This window comes from Pseudomonas granadensis, assembly GCF_900105485.1.
Lineage (GTDB): Bacteria > Pseudomonadota > Gammaproteobacteria > Pseudomonadales > Pseudomonadaceae > Aquipseudomonas > Aquipseudomonas granadensis.
This window is the reverse complement of sequence record NZ_LT629778.1, coordinates 996,981-1,013,072: the sequence shown is the minus strand read 5'-3', so window position 1 is coordinate 1,013,072 and position 16,092 is coordinate 996,981. Positions and strand designations below refer to the sequence as shown.

The window sequence follows — 16,092 nt, the reverse complement described above, 5'->3', positions numbered from 1 at the left end:
TCCTGATCTGAAAACACACAACCTGATGGCGTTAGCCAGCATCAGCGGCGAGCCAATCGGGGGCCGAGGGCCGGGAAACTGACGAAGGAAACTGGCTTGAATCAGGCCAGTCACGCAGTGCCTGGCGGTATTCCAGCAACTGCAGATACTGAGCGGGCTTGAGCGTTGTCCCACGCCCCAGCGCCTGCTCGTCGCGATGCCGCGTCACCCACCATTCCGTAGCCGACAGGCTGGACTGACGCCAGGTGCGTGCTGCTGTCAAAGGCGCTTGCTCCTCGACGACAGTTACCGGAATGACGACAGGGTTGCCCGTGACCGGTAACGGCTCGACCTCGTGGCGCAATTCACTGACGGGTGCGCCGATCTCAACGTGCATGCCCTCCGGCACCTGCACCATCGCCTCGACAAAAGCCGGTGCATACAGTTGAGTGATTGCGTACTCACCGGTATCGATCAGCTCGACCGCGACACCGTTTTCCAGCCGTGCATAACGGGCCATTACTCGTACTCCCAGATTTCACAGAAGGCATTACCGCCGACACCGCTAAGAACAGAGGCGGACGCACTGGTCGAACAAGAACCACTGCCACCCGAGCCTCGATTCCCTGAGGTGCCGGGGCCACTAAGGCCCATCAACGGGCCGCCGCCATCAAACGGACTCGCCCCACCGCCGCCGGCCAATACGCCCCAATTGGCGTTGTACATGGCATAACCACCGCCAATTCCACGTGCGTTAGCCAGGTTTCCACCCGTCACGGCTTGCCCTCCGGCGCCACCCTGGACGAAGCCGACTGCCGTGGCTGTCACGGGGAAGGTCAGGATTTGCCCACCCATGCCTCCCGCTGCGCTCATGTAGCTGCCAAAAGAAGCACCACCACCGGCCTGCCCCATCGCGTTACGTGAAGCGCCACCTGCTCCCAGTGAAACCGGTACGCCGGCCATCATTTCCGCGCTCACGTCATACAAACTCTCGCCATAGGCGCCACCGCCACCGCCACCGCCGATACTGTGATAACCCGCTACCACCGGTGCACAGCCGCCGCCCGAACCACCGGCACCTACCAGACGCACACGAATGCGACTGGCCCTCGGGTTGGGCTTGTAAACCGTGATCCCAACCGTCTCGATCTGCCGGACTGCCAGCAACCGCCCCACCGCATCGGTGATGCCATAACCAGCCAACGTGGTTGGGGTATTTTTCAGTCTGGTGAAATCAACGAGGGCGCCGATGGCTGTGGCCAGTTGATCGGTTTTGGCTTCATCCGGGGTCAATCCGGCAGCCTTGATCGCGTTGAGAATTTCCTGCGTGACGCTGTTGCCCCACGCTGCGGGAATCAACGATCCCGGTGTTCCGGCGAGCGGGTTTTCATCGACGAAGCCGCCGTCGACGAGGCCCACGCCGGGAATAGTTCTTGGATAGTCCACGTCAGAACCTTTTTTCAGTTTTACAGGCAGCCGAATGCCGGCAGCACAAGGCCGCCTGTCAGTATTTCAGTGAGTAAGTCGCGTATTAAACGGTCGGCGAATTCACGAATCTGGCCGGTGCGGTCGGCCACTCAACGACCGATGGATAATCCGCTTGCAGCTCGATACGCGCCAGGTTCAGGGCGTAGCGTTTCCAGGCTTGCAGCGAAGCCGACTGCTCAGCGGTGGCCTCACCCACGTCATAGGCATATTGCAATGGTGCGACGCGAATGATCACCTCACGCAGACGGTTGTCGCGTTCACTATCGGCTTGCGCTGCCAAGCCTGCACGCTCGGCTTCGATGTCCAATACCCAGTCGTCATCCTTCCAGAAGTAGTAGCTGTTTGGCCGTGCCTTGACCGTCAGATAATCAGGCAGCGGGCCCAGTTCGCTCCAGTAGACATAGTTGCCATTGTCCTTGCGATAGACGAACCGGTTGCGCAGGTCGATCAATTGCGAGGCCTGTGCATTACGCCAAACCCAGACATAACCGACCTCGGGAGTCGGCAACAGCTCCGTCAGCACAATCACATTACCGGGTATCTGAACGCCGATGCCCGGCGTCACTGGCAAGTCGATCGGGCCGGTGAGGATCTGGTTGGTTTCGTCTACTACGTAGTAGTAATCCATTGTTGAATTCCTTTGCTGATGAAAGAAGCCGCAAGCGGGCCTCAAATAAGTTTTATCCGGCCTGGATAAGCCGTGTTGCGCGGACGGGTTTCAATTCCACCGGTGTTTTCGGTGAAGCCGAGACTGATGTTGGCTTGGTTGAACAAGGCATCAGGTGCCGCGTTCTGTGCCGACACCAGCGGTACGCCCAGCAAGTCGCTTTTGAGTTCATGGCGATGGGAGCGGAACATGTCTACCTGCCAACTGCCGATCGAACGACCGGCATCCACGCCTCGACCCTCGTCGCTCAATCGAATGAACTCACCGCGACCTTCCGGCCCGCGAAAGGTCAACGTGCCGTCGCCACTGGTCCAGCCTCCTTCGGCCCCGACTCTTGCGGCCTCGGCGGTCAGCGCGCCGGACTGCTGCGCGTGATCCCACAACCATGGCCAGTCGCTGCGACTGAACACCGCCCCGTTAAGCGGACCGTATCCGCCGGGGTTGAGCAGCGTAGTTGTCTCGAATACAGCCCGACCCAATGGTGTGCCGTCGAACCGTCCGATCGGCCACCAGTTGCCCGCGCCGTCACTGCGCAGATGCCACCAGTCCCCCGAACCCATCAGCACGAAAAACGGATAGCCGGCAGCGACCAGATGGGTATGAAATCTGATTTTGTCGGTGCCCGAAGCTCGCACCACCAGGCGCGACGTCGAGTTGTCGACCCGACGCACAATGGCGTCACGGACCCCCAACGCGCGGTCCGATGGCGGCAGGCTGATGGTGGTCGCACCACTGCCCGCATTGACCAGTACCAGACCGAGCTCATTTGCCGCCAACGCGTGGGAGTCCGACACACTGATCACTGACGTGCCCATCGGACTGGCCAATGCCAAGAGGGCTTGCAAGGCTTTGAGCAACTGCCGATTGTCCCCTTCGGCAGGCGTCAGTCCCGCACCGGTGACAACGTTGAGCAGCTCCTCCGTGACCGCATTGCCCCAAACGGCGGGAATAAGTGAACCCGGCGTGCCTGCCACCGGGTTCTCATCAACGAAACGGCCATCGACCAGGCCGACGCTGGGGACGCTTTTTGGATAGTCCATGGATTACTGGTTCTCTGGTAAATGACAAATGAACCGCGTCGGGCCGGTCGCCATGGCGGCCTGTGCGAAATAAAAAAAGCCCACGTTGATTGTGGGCTTGGGTGACGTCGAATTGAGTCGTGGGTCTAGCTGGAAACCTCGCTGATCAGCTCACGAATCGCTACCAACGCATCATCGGCAGCACGGCGCGCCAGATCGATGTTGCCCTTGGCTGCTTGGGCGCGGATCTGCGCCTTGGCCTTCAGGCGCAAGGTGCGCAGGCTCAGCAAGTGGTCGGTGAGTTGATCGGCCTTGGCGAGAATCTGCTCTGCTGCCTGTTTGGCGGTGCGGCCCTTGACGACCCAGGCTGCGACCGACAACGGGACTTCCTTCTTCGGGTAGCCGGCATCCTGATAAGCCTGCGCGTCGGCGGCGGCCTGGGCGTATTCCATGGCCTTGAGCGGGCCGCCGGCCAGTGCGGCGCGGGCGCTGTCGGCGGCGGCGTCAACTTTCGCGCAAAGCCGCTCGACTTCCTGACGTTCCAGTTCAGCCATTTTTGACGCATTTGCCAGCCATTGCTGTCCATCCCAATCGCATGCAAGCGACGGCTGCGGCGGACGGAGTTCGTCGCCGAACTGATGAAGCTCCTGAATCACCTTCATCGGATCAACTCCCACAAGAAATGAACATTGACGGCGTTGCTGAAATTCACCGCAATGCCGGAGGTGTAATCGGCTATAAGGTGGTTTTTGATGCCGATGCCGTGCAACGCTTCGTCCTTCGAAGCATCTGTCGCCCCGAGACCATGTTGCGACTGAAATGTCTGCCACAACGAGCGAAGCTGCGTGTGATCGAAGCTGGCCGTCAAAGTCGATACGGTCACATCTCCCACCGCGTTATTGGTAGAAATCACGCTTGGGTTTTTGGCTGTCCATCCTGCTGGATTGCCACCGATGGTCTGCACACCGGGGCTCAGGAAGGTGTAGCTGGAGCCCAACCAATTGCCCTCCGGAAACCCTACGTTGGTCACCAGACTGGCTGAAGGCGTCGCATTGCTGAAAATCAACCGGGCCGAACGCGCATGAGGGTCAAGTGGCAGATAAACCACACCGGTCCCATTGACGGTCTGGCTCCAGGTGAGCCGCGTCCGGTTATAAATCGCAAGTACTGAAGGGACAGTTCCCACCGCTCCGGTGAGAATCCAGGCAACGCACATGTCCAGGCTGGTCGACGAAAATCCGCCACCACCCACGCCATCAGCCATGCCTCTCAGAGACGCCGGGGCTGCGTCAGTGGGCGCGCCGCGCTGAACATAAAACGTCAGCGCGTCTCCAACTACCTGGGCTCGCAGAAAATATCCGGTATTGGGCAACAGTTCGGCGCTGGTCCAGTTTGACGTAGTGAACGTTCGCGACCTGCCCAACTGACCGGCCACTACCTCCTGAGCAAGGCTGACCGGTACGCCAGAAGGAACCGAAACCTTGCCTCCGCTGGTCGGTGCCGCATTGGTAGTAACGGCGAGCCGGCCCTCGGCATTCGCGATGGCTGGTAACGGCAATGAGCTGATCGGCAATGCCGAGTCCAGGCTTCGATCTTTGGCCGTAACACTGCGAATCGCCTGCAACAACTGATCGTATTTCTTCTCGTCCGGCGTAATCCCGGCCGCATTGATCACGTTGAGAATTTCCAGCGTGACCCCGTTACCCCAATCTGCCGGAATCAACGACCCCGGCGTCCCGGTCAGCGGGTTTTCATCGACAAACTTGCCATTCACCAGACCGGCGCTGGGCACACTGTTCGGATAATCCATCCCTCATTCCTCCCTACTCATAATTGATGTGCACCTTGGTATGCGCCGGCGCGCTGCGGTGGATCAGGCATTCCAGCGCCGAGCCCGGGTTGACGCCGAAGCGCTCGCCCCAGTAGCTCGCGCCGTAACGCCGGCCGAGCAGCAGGCGGCCGCCGGTGTTGAGCGTCCACATGAATTGCGCTTCCCAGGTGCCCCAATGCGCCGAGCCGAAACGGGCGCGGCCCATGCGCGGTGCTTCGTGTTCGGTGATGGTGGCGTTGGGGTAGCCCTGGCTTTTGGCGATGTCGAGGTAGTAGCCGACAGCCTGGTTGCCGACCGCGAGCAAGCGGCGGCGTACGGCGAGGCGGCGGTCGTCGAACAGCGGCGTGGCGCCCAGGCACGGGTCGGGCAGGTTCATCACCTGTTCCCAGTCCGGCACCAGTTCGCTGACGCCGGCCGGGTCCATCTCGTTGAGCAGGTCAGCGGCGCGCGCATCGAGGCGCGCCAGTTCGACGGCGACGCCTTGCAGCACTTCTTCGAGCTCCGGCACACGTTCCGGGTCCCACGCCGGGCCGCTGGGCAGCAAGGCGCGCAGTTGCGCCTGATATTGCGCGGCGGTTCTTATGCCCCCCATACGCAGCCTCCAAACGTCAGCAGCTCGCTGTCCTTGGCGATAACGTTGGCGACCGGGGCGCTGAGCACGTGATCGGTTTCACCGGCAGCGCTGCTGATGGCTTCGCGAATGTGGCTGATCAGCAGATCCTCGCCGAGGTCGGCCTCACGGTTGTGCAAATCGCGTAGCTGGGTTTCGACCGCCGCGCGTACGGCACTGGTGTCCGGCGTGAGCTTCAGGCGATAGGTCACCGGCACCTGAATCGGCGCACGCACATGCACTTCGGCGGTCACTGGGCGCAACGGCTCGATGTACGCCTGCACCTGCGCCAGTTGCTCGTCGTTGGGCACCGGTTGTGGATCGTCGTCACGCATGATGTACACGCCGACGGTGCCGGGGCCGAGAAAGCCGCCTCGGCACCAGGCGCGGGTCACGCCGGGCACTTCCAGTGCCCAGGTTTCGTAATCGTCAGCCGAGCCGCCGTGGGGAATGATCCGGTACGAGCGGATCACCCGCGAGCGCAGCGATTCGAGACTTTCCCGTGCGACGCCGCCGCTGAGACCCGGTGCGAGCACGACGAAGCTGTTGCCGACCACGCCGGCAATCGGCTGCACCGGCGTCAGCGCCAGCCTGGCGTCGGCATTGCCAAGGCTGCCGGCCTCCAGCGCTGCAATCGTCGTCGTGTTGCTGCCATTGATTGCAGTGCGTGCACTGGTGACTTTGTAGGTGCGGCCATCGCTCGCTTGCAGCAGCGTGTCGACGTCCAGCAGCGCGCCGGCCGTAGCGCTGAAACTGACGCTGCCGCTGGCGACTTGCGCGGGTTTGCGCGGCTGGTTCAAACGCAGTGCGGCGATGCGTTCCAGGGTCGACTCATCGGCTGTGTCCGGCAGGATCTGTTCGGCAATCCAGTCGAGGTAGCCGTACAGACCATACGCGGCGCCGCTGAGGGTGCGGGCCAGCACTTGCGCATCGGACTGGCGCAGCGAATCGCCGGCCAGGTCGCTTTGGGTGCGCTTGATCAGCACCGGCAGCGAAGGGGTTTCAAACGGCATAGATCACCTGCCAACTGTTATCGGGGTTGATGTCCAGACGTTCGCCATCGGCCAGGGTCAGGACCGTGCGCAGGTTCAGGCGCTGGGCGTCGAGGCGTTCACTGAGGATGCCGATGGCGCTGCAGTGACCGTCGTCGATCAGCCATTGCAACGCCTCGCGGGCATAGAATTCAGCGTCCATCTGGGTCTGTCGGGTCAGCTTGACCCGGCGCAGCAGCCACAACCGTGAACCGATGCGATCGTCGGCGACGGTGGGAAAGCTGTCGCCCCACCAGCCGAAACGTTCTTCATCGTCGAGGGCGTCGTCATCGGCGGCGCGGCGCCAGGTGAACAGGCTGATCAGCACCGCGCGGGTCAGCGCGGCATGCAGGTTCGGGCTGATCAGCATCATTCGCCTCCTGCCGGCACGCCGGTCTGACCGTTGCCGGCCTGAACGCCGAGGTGCACATGGTTGATCTGGCTGACGCCGCCGGCGAGCTGGTCGCCAGTGGAAACGATCTTGCCGGTCTGGTTGATGACGGGCGTATCGAAGTTCACCGCGCTGCTGGCGCGGATGTTCAGCGTGGCGGTTTCAAAATCGATGATCCGCCCGCGCTTGAAATGAATCCGGTCGCCCTCATCGGTGTAGATCGCCACTTCACCGGCGGCGAGCGATTGCAGGCGATAGCGGCGGTCGGCGATGACCAGGGCGATCGCATGGGAACGATCACCGCCAATGAAAGTGACGACACCTTCGGCGCCAGCCAGTGGATGGCTGGTAAAACCGTAGGGCTCGAAGTGTTCGAGGTCGTCGTTCACTTCGCCGGCGGTGAGGCGCATTTGCAGCGATTGCAGCTTGGAGGCCGAATTGGCGAGCACGACAGTGCCGCGCGCCAGCAGGCGTGTCAGTAGGCTCATGGGGTTTTCTCAAAATGTGGGAATGACGCGATCCACTGTAGGAGTGAGCCTGCTCGCGATCGCGGTATGACAGTCGACACTTGTTTGTCAGGTGTACCGCTATCGCGGGCAGGCTCACTCCTACAAGGATCGGTGTCAGGTCTGGGGTTTTTTCGCTGGCGTTGGATCAGCATCGAAGGTATGCGGCGGTGCCACCTGCAAGGTGGTCACCGAGCCCTGCGCCGACAGCGAATAGGTGACTTTGGAAATCAGCATGTCGCCGTCGAATCCCAGTACCGGATCTTTCACCCGCACCAACGTGTTGTGCCGCCACAGATCGCCGTTGGCCTGACGCCAGCCCTGCACCTGATAGGTAGTGGTTTGCGCCCGGCCCATGCGGGTGGCGCTTTCCCATTGGGCACGCTGCTGCGCCAACTCAAAGGTCAGTTGCGTGCCTTCATTGATCACCGTGGTGCGCCGTCGTTTGAAGGTCAGGTCGGCGGCCGTCGATTCGACTTCGCTGACCGCCGCCCCGCTCTGCTTGTCCGAGCCTTTCTGCTGGCCGATCACCCGGTATTCGGAGAACACCTGGCTGTAGTCCATCGGCGCATTGGCAGACAAAATGTTTTTGCCCAGCTCGAGCACATCACTGGCCCGACCACCGCTACCCGGTTTGGCCAGCACCAGCCGGCCCTGCTCGTCATCGGTGGAAAACACCCGCAACAGCGAGAGCAGCCGATCGATCGACTGAAACGCCGTTTCCCCCGGCACGATTGTGTGCTTGGCCAGCCGCGCGGTTTCGGGGATTTCGTTGACCACCATCAGCGCGTATTCCATTGCCAGCGCCTGGACGATGCTCAGCAGCGGCTGTTGCTGCCATTGGTTCGGCTGATTGCGGGCGGCACAATCGACCAGATCCTGAGTCTTGGAACTGCCTTCGATGGTCAGGCTGATCTGCCGGCCGTCATAGCGGATCGGCGCCTTGAACACGTAACCGGTCAGCACCAGATCCTGGCCGATTTTCACTTCGCAGGGATCACCCGGTTTGATCCGCTGATCCACCGTCTGCCCCGGCCACTGCCAGGTGATGTCGAGTTTGAAGGTACGGAACTGGCGCTCCAGATCAGCAGTGATTTCCACGCTTTTCCAGCCGCCGTATTCCATGTTGTTGATGGTCAGCGTGACATGGTTGTCCATCTCGCTCATGGCTTACTCCCTGGAGACTTTGACGTCGTTGGGGGCAAAGCCCGGATGGTTCATGGCGTTGCTCTGCGTCACCTCAGTCACCCGCGTGGCATCGGCAAATTGCTGATAAGCCACCACCAGCGCGGGCAAGCTTTCCTGAAACGATTTGCTGACCTGTCGCACACCGGAAGACGCCACGGCCTTGAGGTGCGCAATCAACGCTTCCTTCACGTCATTGATGGCCTGGTGGTGTTTGGGATCGGCCTTGTCGAGCATCGGGTCAATCGCCGCTCCGACCGCTTTCTGCAGCGCTTTCATTTCCTCGGTCACCGGCACTTCCTGACGGGTCACCGGCTGATCCGCCTGATGCGCCACCGAAGGGGTCGAAAGGAGTTTTACCGCAGGGCTGGCGACCGGCATCGACGCGACCCATTGCGCCACTTTCACCAGCAGCGTGTCCTGCACCAGATCGGCCATGGCTTGCGCCGCCGCGTTGGTGTCCTTGCCGGTGGTGATCTTTGGCGCATCGGCCTTGCGAATGGCTTCGAGTTGTTGCGACACGTCGGCAATCACGCCACGGTAGCCCTCCTTCGCGAAGGCCTTCAGCTCCTTGATATCGCCAAGCAAGCCTTTGAACTCTGCCGCCACTTCCTTGGGCAACTCCTTCACGGCCTTGACCAGTTCGGTGATCTGTCGGTACTGCTCGATCAGCGGTTTGAGCTGTTCCTTGATCACCTCATAAACTCCGGTGAGGCTGTTGCGCAGATTGGCGATGCCGATCCGCGCAGCCTTGATCAGCGTCATCGCCTGTTCAAAGCGCGCCACGGCCGACCCGAGCAGCGTGTCAGCCTTGGCCAACAGGACTTTCTGGGTACTGACCGTCGCGGTCGGAAACGGCAACGGTTTATCGGGATAGAACTTCAGCGCAAAGGTCACCAGCCCGCCGTCATGGCGGGTGTGGGTCATGTCGCATTCGCCGACCTTGACCTGCAAGCGCCCGAGCCACGGATGCACCAGCTCGCCACTGCCTGCCTCTAACGCCTTGAGCAGCTTGTCGCGCTGCTCCAGGCAATCAGCGCCGACGATGAAGGCGGTGATGTCGTGAATCTTCGCCTGCTGACCAAGGTCTTCGAAATACGGCAGGTCACGTTGCGGGTATTCGTGCAATTGCCCCTTGCGACCGACCGGGGTTTTCGCCTGATCGATCCAGAAGCCGACACCGCGAAAGGATGCCGGCAACAAACGGTCACGCCAGTTCATTGAGAACCTCCCATCGACAGCGAGCGATAACCGATGCGCGACGCCACGGCCAGGCCCGGTTGATTGGTTTGCGGTTGTTCGGTGCGTAGCCCCGCCGGCGCATTTTCGAAGCGCACGGTCAGGCCGCCTTCGAGTTGCGTGCGATTGTTAATTGCGCTTTGTTGGATCAGCGCGCCTGAACCCTGCTGCAACGAACCGCTTTGCAAGCTGCCATTGCCGGCAGCCGTCGGGCTGGCGCCGAAAAACGCCGGTGCGAGTTCACCCTTGCCTTCGGCGTTGGTCTGGCGTTGCGCCTGGGTCAGCGTTTCAACCTTGCCGGTGACGTTGGCGATCAAGCCGGCAAAGCCGCCGTCAAACAGTTCCTTGATCGGCGCAATGACGGTTTGCAGTTTTTGCCACAACTCGCCGAACCACTCGGTGACCGGCCCCCAACTCTCGATGATCTGATCCAGAGGTTTCCATTCGAACAGGCCGTGCAGAAAATCCACGACCGGCGCGGACAGCGCCAACACAACACCCCAGATCGCCGAAAAAACCTCACCGATCGGCTGCCAGTACTGGGCAATCTGCTCCAGCGGCGACCACTCGAACAGGCTGGTGAAAAAGCCTTTGACCCGTTGCACCGACGTTTGCAACGCCACCCAGATCGGCTCGAAAAACCCGACAATCCCACCCCAGGCACTGGTGAGCATTTCCATCGGGAAAAAATCGAACAGCGTGCGCAAAATATCGCGGGTGCTTTGTACTGCCGACTGCAGCATCGTCAATATCGGTTGGAAATACGCAACGACACCTCCCCAGGCGCTGGTGATCATCTGCATCGGCGAGAAGTCGAACAGTGACACGAGGAATGCTTTAGCCGGTTGCGCCACTTTTCGCAGGCCGCTGAACATCGGTTCGAAGAACGTGACGACACCACCCCACGCCTCGGTAATCATCTGCATCGGCGAGAAATCGAACAGGTTTCTGAGAAACGCCATCGCTGGCACACTCAAGGCCTCGAGCAATTCCCAGATCGCCGAGAACAGGCCGGTCAGCGGCCCCCAGTTTTCGATGATCATGCCGGCCGGAGACCAGGAAAACACCGATTGCAAGAAATCCGTCAGCGGCGCGGTGACGGCTTTGACCTTGTCCCAGACGCCCGCAAAGAGCCCGCCGAGCGGTTCCCACAGCGCCGCCAATGTGGCCAACGGTCGCCAGTCGAGCACCGAGCGCAACGTCGCCATCGCCCGCGCCCCGACGTTTTTGATGCCTTCCCACATTCCGATGAAGAACGCACTGATCGGCGTCCAGTTGGCGACAATCAAACCCGCCGCCACGGCAATGCCCATGGCAATCAGCATGATCGGGTTGGTCTTGAGCACCATGCTCATCACGTCGAACACCTGCGTGGCGCCGCTCACTGCGGTTTGCATCGCCGAAAAGGCGATGGCCCCCGCCGCCAAGCCTTCGACCAGTTGCGGATTGTCGGCGAGCAGGCTGCCGACCTGGGTCAGCACCGGTTCCAGACCGACCACCAGCGCCCCAACGGCCGGCACCAGGGCGGCGTCGACCGAGGCCGACACCTTTTCCATCGAGGCACTGAACACGTTCATGTTCTGCGCAGCGGCTTTCGGCGCGGCGGGCAGCTCAACGGTTTTCGCCGTGTCGCTGACTTCGTTCAATTTGCCCTGAAACGCCGCCGCCGATTTGATCCCTTCCACGAACGGCGTAATCACACTGCCGCCCTTGAACAGACCACTGATGTCCAGTTTGCCAAGGCCAGTCTGTTCGAGATTGTTTTTGAAGCTCTCGACCTTCACGCGCAGGGCGCCGAGTTTGGGCGAGAGTTCATCGAAACCGGTGATCAGCACCGGTTTCGGGGTTTTCTTCTCTTCGTCTGCCATCACTGCACCTGCTGCATCGCATTGATCCGTTGCGCGTGCTCCAGCGATTCGCGGAGCACATCCAGTGGCCTGGCCATCATCTGTTCGGGGTCAACCTTCCAGAACCAGGCCAGGTCATAGGCGACGGCGATCAGGTCGGTGATGGCGCCGACGCCGCACTCATGAAAAAACTCGCAACGGCCCAGCTCAGCGCATTGAGGTCAGCCAGATCCAGCTGGTTGACCGACGACGGTGGAATGCCGGCGCACACGGCGATGTATTTCGCCGCCACGTCCATGTCGAGGCTGACTTCTTCGCTCTTGTCGATCTTGTACGGCAGCGCCTTGATCGCTCGCACTTCCTGCACCGTCGGGCGGCGCAGGACGAGTTCGGTCAGGGGCTCGCCGTGAGCTTCGATCGCAACCTGAAGCTTCACGGCGCCGCTCATTGCCAGGTCCCCTTGATGCCTTCGAATTTCAGTTCGATGGTGGCGTCATCGCCCTTGGAAACCGGTTCTTCGACCAGGTAGGCGCCGGCCAGTACGTAGACTTTGCCGTTGCTGAATTCGCAGGTGACGGTGATATCGGTGCCTTCGATCAGCTTCTTCAGCGGAAAATCGGCGGTATGCAGCGCGGTCACTTTGAACGACGGCGCGATGTCGGTTTCCTTGTAGAAACCGGGCACGACGGTTTCGCGTTTGACCGCCATCAACGGGGCTTCGCAGCCGCCATTAATCGTCAGTTGTGCGCCGTCGACCTTGACGTAGCAGGTGCCTGCAATCAGTTGACCCATGGTGTTACTCCCTTGAATGAAAAAGCCCACGCGAGGTGGGCTGAAAGCTTGGCGAAAATGACGGCGATCAAGCCGCGTCGTCGTATTGCAGACGGAACTGGTTGAGCAGTGCGAACACGCGCAGACCGTTGATGTAATCCGGCGGGAACAGCACGTTCACGCGGCTTGGGTCCTGCACGTCGCGCTCGACGATCAGGTGCTCGGCGAACAGTTCAGCGTTCTCGACGTGGCCTTCCAGTTCGAGCTTGGCGTACTGGGCGATCAACTCGCCACGAATGGTCGCCGGGGTGACGATCGGCTGGCCGGCGCCGAAACGGGTGCCGTCGGAGGCCAGTTTGTGCCGACCGTATTTGCTGGTGATCACGCTTTGCAGACGACGCACGATGAACGCCGACTGGTGCATGGTTTCGCTGTCCAGGTAGGAGTTGTCGGCCTGGCCGTAAGCGTTTTTCTGGTAGGTGGTGATCGAGCGCTGGATGCGCACGTAACCGCCTTCGTAGTACGCGGTGGCGATGCCATAGTTGAGCAGCGACTGCCGCTCGGTCAGGGTGAACCGCTCGCTGGCCGGCGCCGGATCGACACCCGGCAGGCTGCCGCTTTGCGTCGGACGGCTGGCGTCCGCCGAGATGAACACGGCGGTGCGCGCAGCCAGTGCCGCCGCTTGTACCCAGAACGGTTGTGGCACGCCCGGCTCCAGCGCCTGAATGGTCATGTGCTGGTCGTTGCGCGCCTGGCCTGCGGCGACCAGAGTGCCGACGGTGCCGCGCTTGGCGCTGTAGACATGACCGAACAGTTGCTTGGCCCACGACCAGCGACCGGTGCTGTCATCCATGACTGCTTGCCAGGTGTTGAGGGTCGACAGATCGGACCACGGTAGTGCGATGAACTCGAACGGCTCGTCGCCCAGTGCCGCCACCGCAGCCACTTGATCCGGCACACCGGCGCCGCCGGTCATGGCGGTGATCGCAGTGGTCAGGCCGGCCGGGGTTTCTTCGCCGTTGCTCTTGCCCAGGCGATTGAATTGCAGGCTGATGTCGTTGCCGCTGTCGCCGGTCCATTTGGCGCTCAGGGTAACTACACCTTCTGCTGCGGCTGCGCTGACTGGCAGGTCGGCGGTGGCGTTGATTTTCTGCGCCAGGGCGGTGGCCGCTTGAGCCGCGGTGGCACCGTTGACCACAGTGGCCTGCACCCGCACGCCGCCAACATACAGGTTGAGCACGCCAGCCTGAGTGGCTGCGCCGGTCAGGGTCAGCACGCCTTTGGCGATCGCGCCTTCAGCGTTGTGCAGCGGCAGGCACCAGATCTCACCGATCGGGTCGGCCTTGCGGAAAGTCTCGTACATCAAGGCGAGCATCGAGCCCTGACCACCGATGCTTTTTGCCAGCGCCACGCTGGACACCAGCACCAGCTTGCCGACTTCGCTCGGGGCGATGTTGTCATTGACCTGCGCAACAATGAGACGGCGCATGGCCGAAGTCGCACTGTTGGCGGCCGAATTGTCCATTTCGGCATAGAACAGCGGTACACGAATGTCCGCCGGGATGTTGCTGAATCCGATCGCCATTATTTGGCTCCCTTTGGTTTGGCTGTTGCGGTTTTGAGGGTGATGTCGCCGTCGGTCAGACGGCGGCGCCACCAGGCGCTGTCCGGCACTTCACGGCCTTCTGGCGGCAGCAGGTCGCCGGCCTCCGGGTCAGGTACGACGCGGCCGGCGGCCGGCAGCACAGTGATGCGGTTGCTCATGGGGTTACGTCTCCAGAGAAAGTCATTTCCACGCGCCCATCAGGGCCCGGGCGTTGCAGGTTGGGGTCGGCCGGATCGATCGCATCGACCCGTACGGTGGCCCCGGTAAAGGACGACAAACCGTCCAGTTCGCGTTCATGCCAACTCTCCGCAGGCTGACTTGGCAGATTGCGGCCGAGCTGGAACTCGGCAAAAAAGCGCAGCCGATAAAACGCGCGGCTGCTGTTGAGCGAGACCATTTCGCCGCCGTCATAAACGATGGCGCTGTAGTCGGAATCGGGCTTGAAACCCACCAGTGCGCGCCACAGTTCGGCGCGCAGTTCATGCAACAGATCCAGCGCTTTTGTCGCGTCGCTGGCATCAAGCACGAGAAGGATTTCGAAGCGGTCGCGGATCGGTTGGGTGTTGAGGTTTTGGGCGGTGCTGGTGGTGGCCAGATCGGCCAGTGGCAGCACGTGAGCCGACGGTGTCGGCAGGTTGGGGTTGCCTTGCAGCAACGCCAGATCCACGCCCACCGAAATGTGATTGGCAAGGCTTGGGCATTGCCCACGCATCTGCGTGAGGATCGGAGTGATCTTCATGGGGGTGTTCCAGAATGAGGAGAATTGCGCAGGACCCAATGTGGGAGCGAGCCTGCTCGCGATTGCGGTGGGTCAGACACTTTGTTTTCGACTGGGACCGCTATCGCGAGCAGGCTCACTCCTACAGGGCGTGTGTTGCTGCGGGATCAGCCTTTGGATTCAGCCTTGGGATCGAGGCCGCTCGCATCGATCAGGCAGCGATAGCTGTTTTCACGATTGCCGCTGGCGGTGACCTTGTCGATCGACCAGCGCCCGCGCATGAAATCCGGCCAGGTGTCATCGAGCAGTAGCAGGCCTTCGGCCGCCAGTCGCGGATCGCCCGGGCAGGTGATCTTCACCTTGAATTTTTGCCGGAGCATCTTGCGCACTTCACCTTCTCCCACGGCAATGGCATCGGCTTCACTGGGTTGCTTCTGGCGGATGGTTTTGAACGGCGCCAGTCCCGTTTCGATCCAATGCAAAACGCCTGTAACCGCATCGACAAAACAGGTCTTGCAGCCCTTGGCCTGTTCGCGGGCGGCCTCTTCCAGCGTGGCGCTGATGAAGGCGTGATCGCCGGGACGATTGTTGTGGGTGACCGATAACGTCACATCCTGCAGTTTCTGCCCCGAGATTGATTTGATCTGACCGGGCCGCGCCAGCACATACGCATCGCCATAAGGTTTGGCGACCAGGTTGTACTTCTTGGCCAGGCGCGTCAGAAAGCCCATGTCGGTTTCATTGGTCTGGTCGACGTGAGCGATCTTGATCATCGACACGTCCGCAGCGACACGCGATGAAAAACCGTGCTGCGACACCAGTTTGCTGAACAATTGACCGAGCGTCGTCGGGCCATGACTGGCGGTGCGGCGCTGCTTGAAGCCGGTCTCGTCCTCCTTGCTGAAAGGCGCTGCAGTGGCCACCAGGGTCAGGCGAAACGGAAACAGCGTCGGTGTCAGGCGAGTGACTTTGAACTGGCCCTTGTCAACCATCTCTTCCATTTCCAGGTAACCCACCCGCAGGCCGATTTTCCCGCCCAGGTTCGGCAGCCCTTCGAGACCTTCCAGATCAATGGTCAGGGTCAGTTGATCCGACTCGATACCGGCGGCATCAATGTGCTCCCAACTGATCAGACGCTGGTTGAGAAGATCCGCGTTGGCGCCATAAATCTGCACGACCGGGGTAAAACCCAATGCCATACAAC

Annotated in this window: 19 protein-coding genes; all 19 read right to left on the bottom strand. The window is 61.2% G+C overall.

Annotation, left to right across the window (positions count from 1 at the left end; translation table 11 throughout):
• Positions 1-31: 31 nt before the first annotated feature.
• The 19 genes from BLU52_RS04365 to BLU52_RS04275 all read right to left on the bottom strand — a co-directional run bounded on the left by BLU52_RS04365 (position 32) and on the right by BLU52_RS04275 (position 16,087).
• A complete protein-coding gene (locus BLU52_RS04365; RefSeq protein WP_090282057.1) occupies positions 32-499 on the bottom strand; it encodes a phage tail assembly chaperone in 468 nt (155 codons plus the stop codon).
• Positions 499-1,425, bottom strand: coding sequence for a hypothetical protein (locus BLU52_RS04360; protein WP_090282056.1), 927 nt, complete (start codon positions 1,423-1,425; stop codon positions 499-501). The genes BLU52_RS04365 and BLU52_RS04360 overlap by 1 nt, the downstream gene beginning before the upstream one ends.
• An 85-nt stretch (positions 1,426-1,510) precedes the next feature.
• Positions 1,511-2,095: a tail fiber assembly protein gene (locus BLU52_RS04355; RefSeq protein WP_090282055.1), complete on the bottom strand. Its 585-nt coding sequence runs from the start codon at positions 2,093-2,095 to the stop codon at positions 1,511-1,513.
• A gap of 41 nt (positions 2,096-2,136) precedes the next feature.
• The gene (locus BLU52_RS04350; RefSeq protein ID WP_090282054.1) at positions 2,137-3,174 is read right to left on the bottom strand and encodes a phage tail protein; all 1,038 of its coding nucleotides are present in this window, start codon (positions 3,172-3,174) and stop codon (positions 2,137-2,139) included.
• 125 nt (positions 3,175-3,299) lie between these two features.
• Positions 3,300-3,815 carry a phage tail protein gene (locus BLU52_RS04345; protein WP_090282053.1) on the bottom strand — a complete coding sequence of 172 codons (516 nt, stop codon included), beginning with the start codon at positions 3,813-3,815 and terminating at the stop codon, positions 3,300-3,302.
• On the bottom strand, positions 3,812-4,963 hold the full coding sequence (locus BLU52_RS04340) for a phage tail protein (protein ID WP_090282052.1): 1,152 nt from the start codon (positions 4,961-4,963) through the stop codon (positions 3,812-3,814). The genes BLU52_RS04345 and BLU52_RS04340 overlap by 4 nt, the downstream gene beginning before the upstream one ends.
• Positions 4,964-4,976: 13 nt before the next feature.
• Positions 4,977-5,576: a YmfQ family protein gene (locus tag BLU52_RS04335; protein WP_090282051.1), complete on the bottom strand. Its 600-nt coding sequence runs from the start codon at positions 5,574-5,576 to the stop codon at positions 4,977-4,979.
• Complete coding sequence (locus tag BLU52_RS04330) at positions 5,564-6,607, bottom strand: baseplate J/gp47 family protein (RefSeq protein WP_090282050.1); 1,044 nt, start codon at positions 6,605-6,607, stop codon at positions 5,564-5,566. Before BLU52_RS04330 ends, BLU52_RS04335 begins: the two co-directional genes overlap by 13 nt.
• Positions 6,597-6,995 (bottom strand): phage GP46 family protein, encoded by a 399-nt coding sequence (locus tag BLU52_RS04325; RefSeq protein WP_090282049.1) that lies wholly within the window; start codon positions 6,993-6,995, stop codon positions 6,597-6,599. Before BLU52_RS04325 ends, BLU52_RS04330 begins: the two co-directional genes overlap by 11 nt.
• Positions 6,995-7,504 carry a phage baseplate assembly protein V gene (locus tag BLU52_RS04320; RefSeq protein WP_090282048.1) on the bottom strand — a complete coding sequence of 170 codons (510 nt, stop codon included), beginning with the start codon at positions 7,502-7,504 and terminating at the stop codon, positions 6,995-6,997. Before BLU52_RS04320 ends, BLU52_RS04325 begins: the two co-directional genes overlap by 1 nt.
• Positions 7,505-7,639: 135 nt before the next feature.
• Complete coding sequence (locus tag BLU52_RS04315; protein WP_090282047.1) at positions 7,640-8,689, bottom strand: phage baseplate assembly protein; 1,050 nt, start codon at positions 8,687-8,689, stop codon at positions 7,640-7,642.
• Between the two features lie 3 nt (positions 8,690-8,692).
• Positions 8,693-9,928 (bottom strand): DNA circularization protein, encoded by a 1,236-nt coding sequence (locus BLU52_RS04310; RefSeq protein WP_090282046.1) that lies wholly within the window; start codon positions 9,926-9,928, stop codon positions 8,693-8,695.
• Complete coding sequence (locus BLU52_RS04305) at positions 9,925-11,814, bottom strand: phage tail protein (RefSeq protein ID WP_090282045.1); 1,890 nt, start codon at positions 11,812-11,814, stop codon at positions 9,925-9,927. The genes BLU52_RS04310 and BLU52_RS04305 overlap by 4 nt, the downstream gene beginning before the upstream one ends.
• Before the next feature lie 130 nt (positions 11,815-11,944).
• Positions 11,945-12,241: a phage tail assembly protein gene (locus BLU52_RS04300; RefSeq protein WP_007908778.1), complete on the bottom strand. Its 297-nt coding sequence runs from the start codon at positions 12,239-12,241 to the stop codon at positions 11,945-11,947.
• A complete protein-coding gene (locus tag BLU52_RS04295; protein WP_007908779.1) occupies positions 12,238-12,585 on the bottom strand; it encodes a phage tail tube protein in 348 nt (115 codons plus the stop codon). The genes BLU52_RS04300 and BLU52_RS04295 overlap by 4 nt, the downstream gene beginning before the upstream one ends.
• Positions 12,586-12,652: 67 nt before the next feature.
• Positions 12,653-14,149 carry a phage tail sheath subtilisin-like domain-containing protein gene (locus tag BLU52_RS04290; protein ID WP_090282044.1) on the bottom strand — a complete coding sequence of 499 codons (1,497 nt, stop codon included), beginning with the start codon at positions 14,147-14,149 and terminating at the stop codon, positions 12,653-12,655.
• The gene (locus BLU52_RS04285) at positions 14,149-14,328 is read right to left on the bottom strand and encodes a DUF2635 domain-containing protein (RefSeq protein WP_090282043.1); all 180 of its coding nucleotides are present in this window, start codon (positions 14,326-14,328) and stop codon (positions 14,149-14,151) included. Before BLU52_RS04285 ends, BLU52_RS04290 begins: the two co-directional genes overlap by 1 nt.
• Entirely contained in the window at positions 14,325-14,909 is a 585-nt protein-coding gene (locus tag BLU52_RS04280) for a phage tail terminator protein (RefSeq protein WP_090282042.1), read from the bottom strand. Before BLU52_RS04280 ends, BLU52_RS04285 begins: the two co-directional genes overlap by 4 nt.
• Positions 14,910-15,055: 146 nt before the next feature.
• Entirely contained in the window at positions 15,056-16,087 is a 1,032-nt protein-coding gene (locus tag BLU52_RS04275) for a phage tail protein (RefSeq protein WP_090282041.1), read from the bottom strand.
• Positions 16,088-16,092 lie beyond the last annotated feature (5 nt).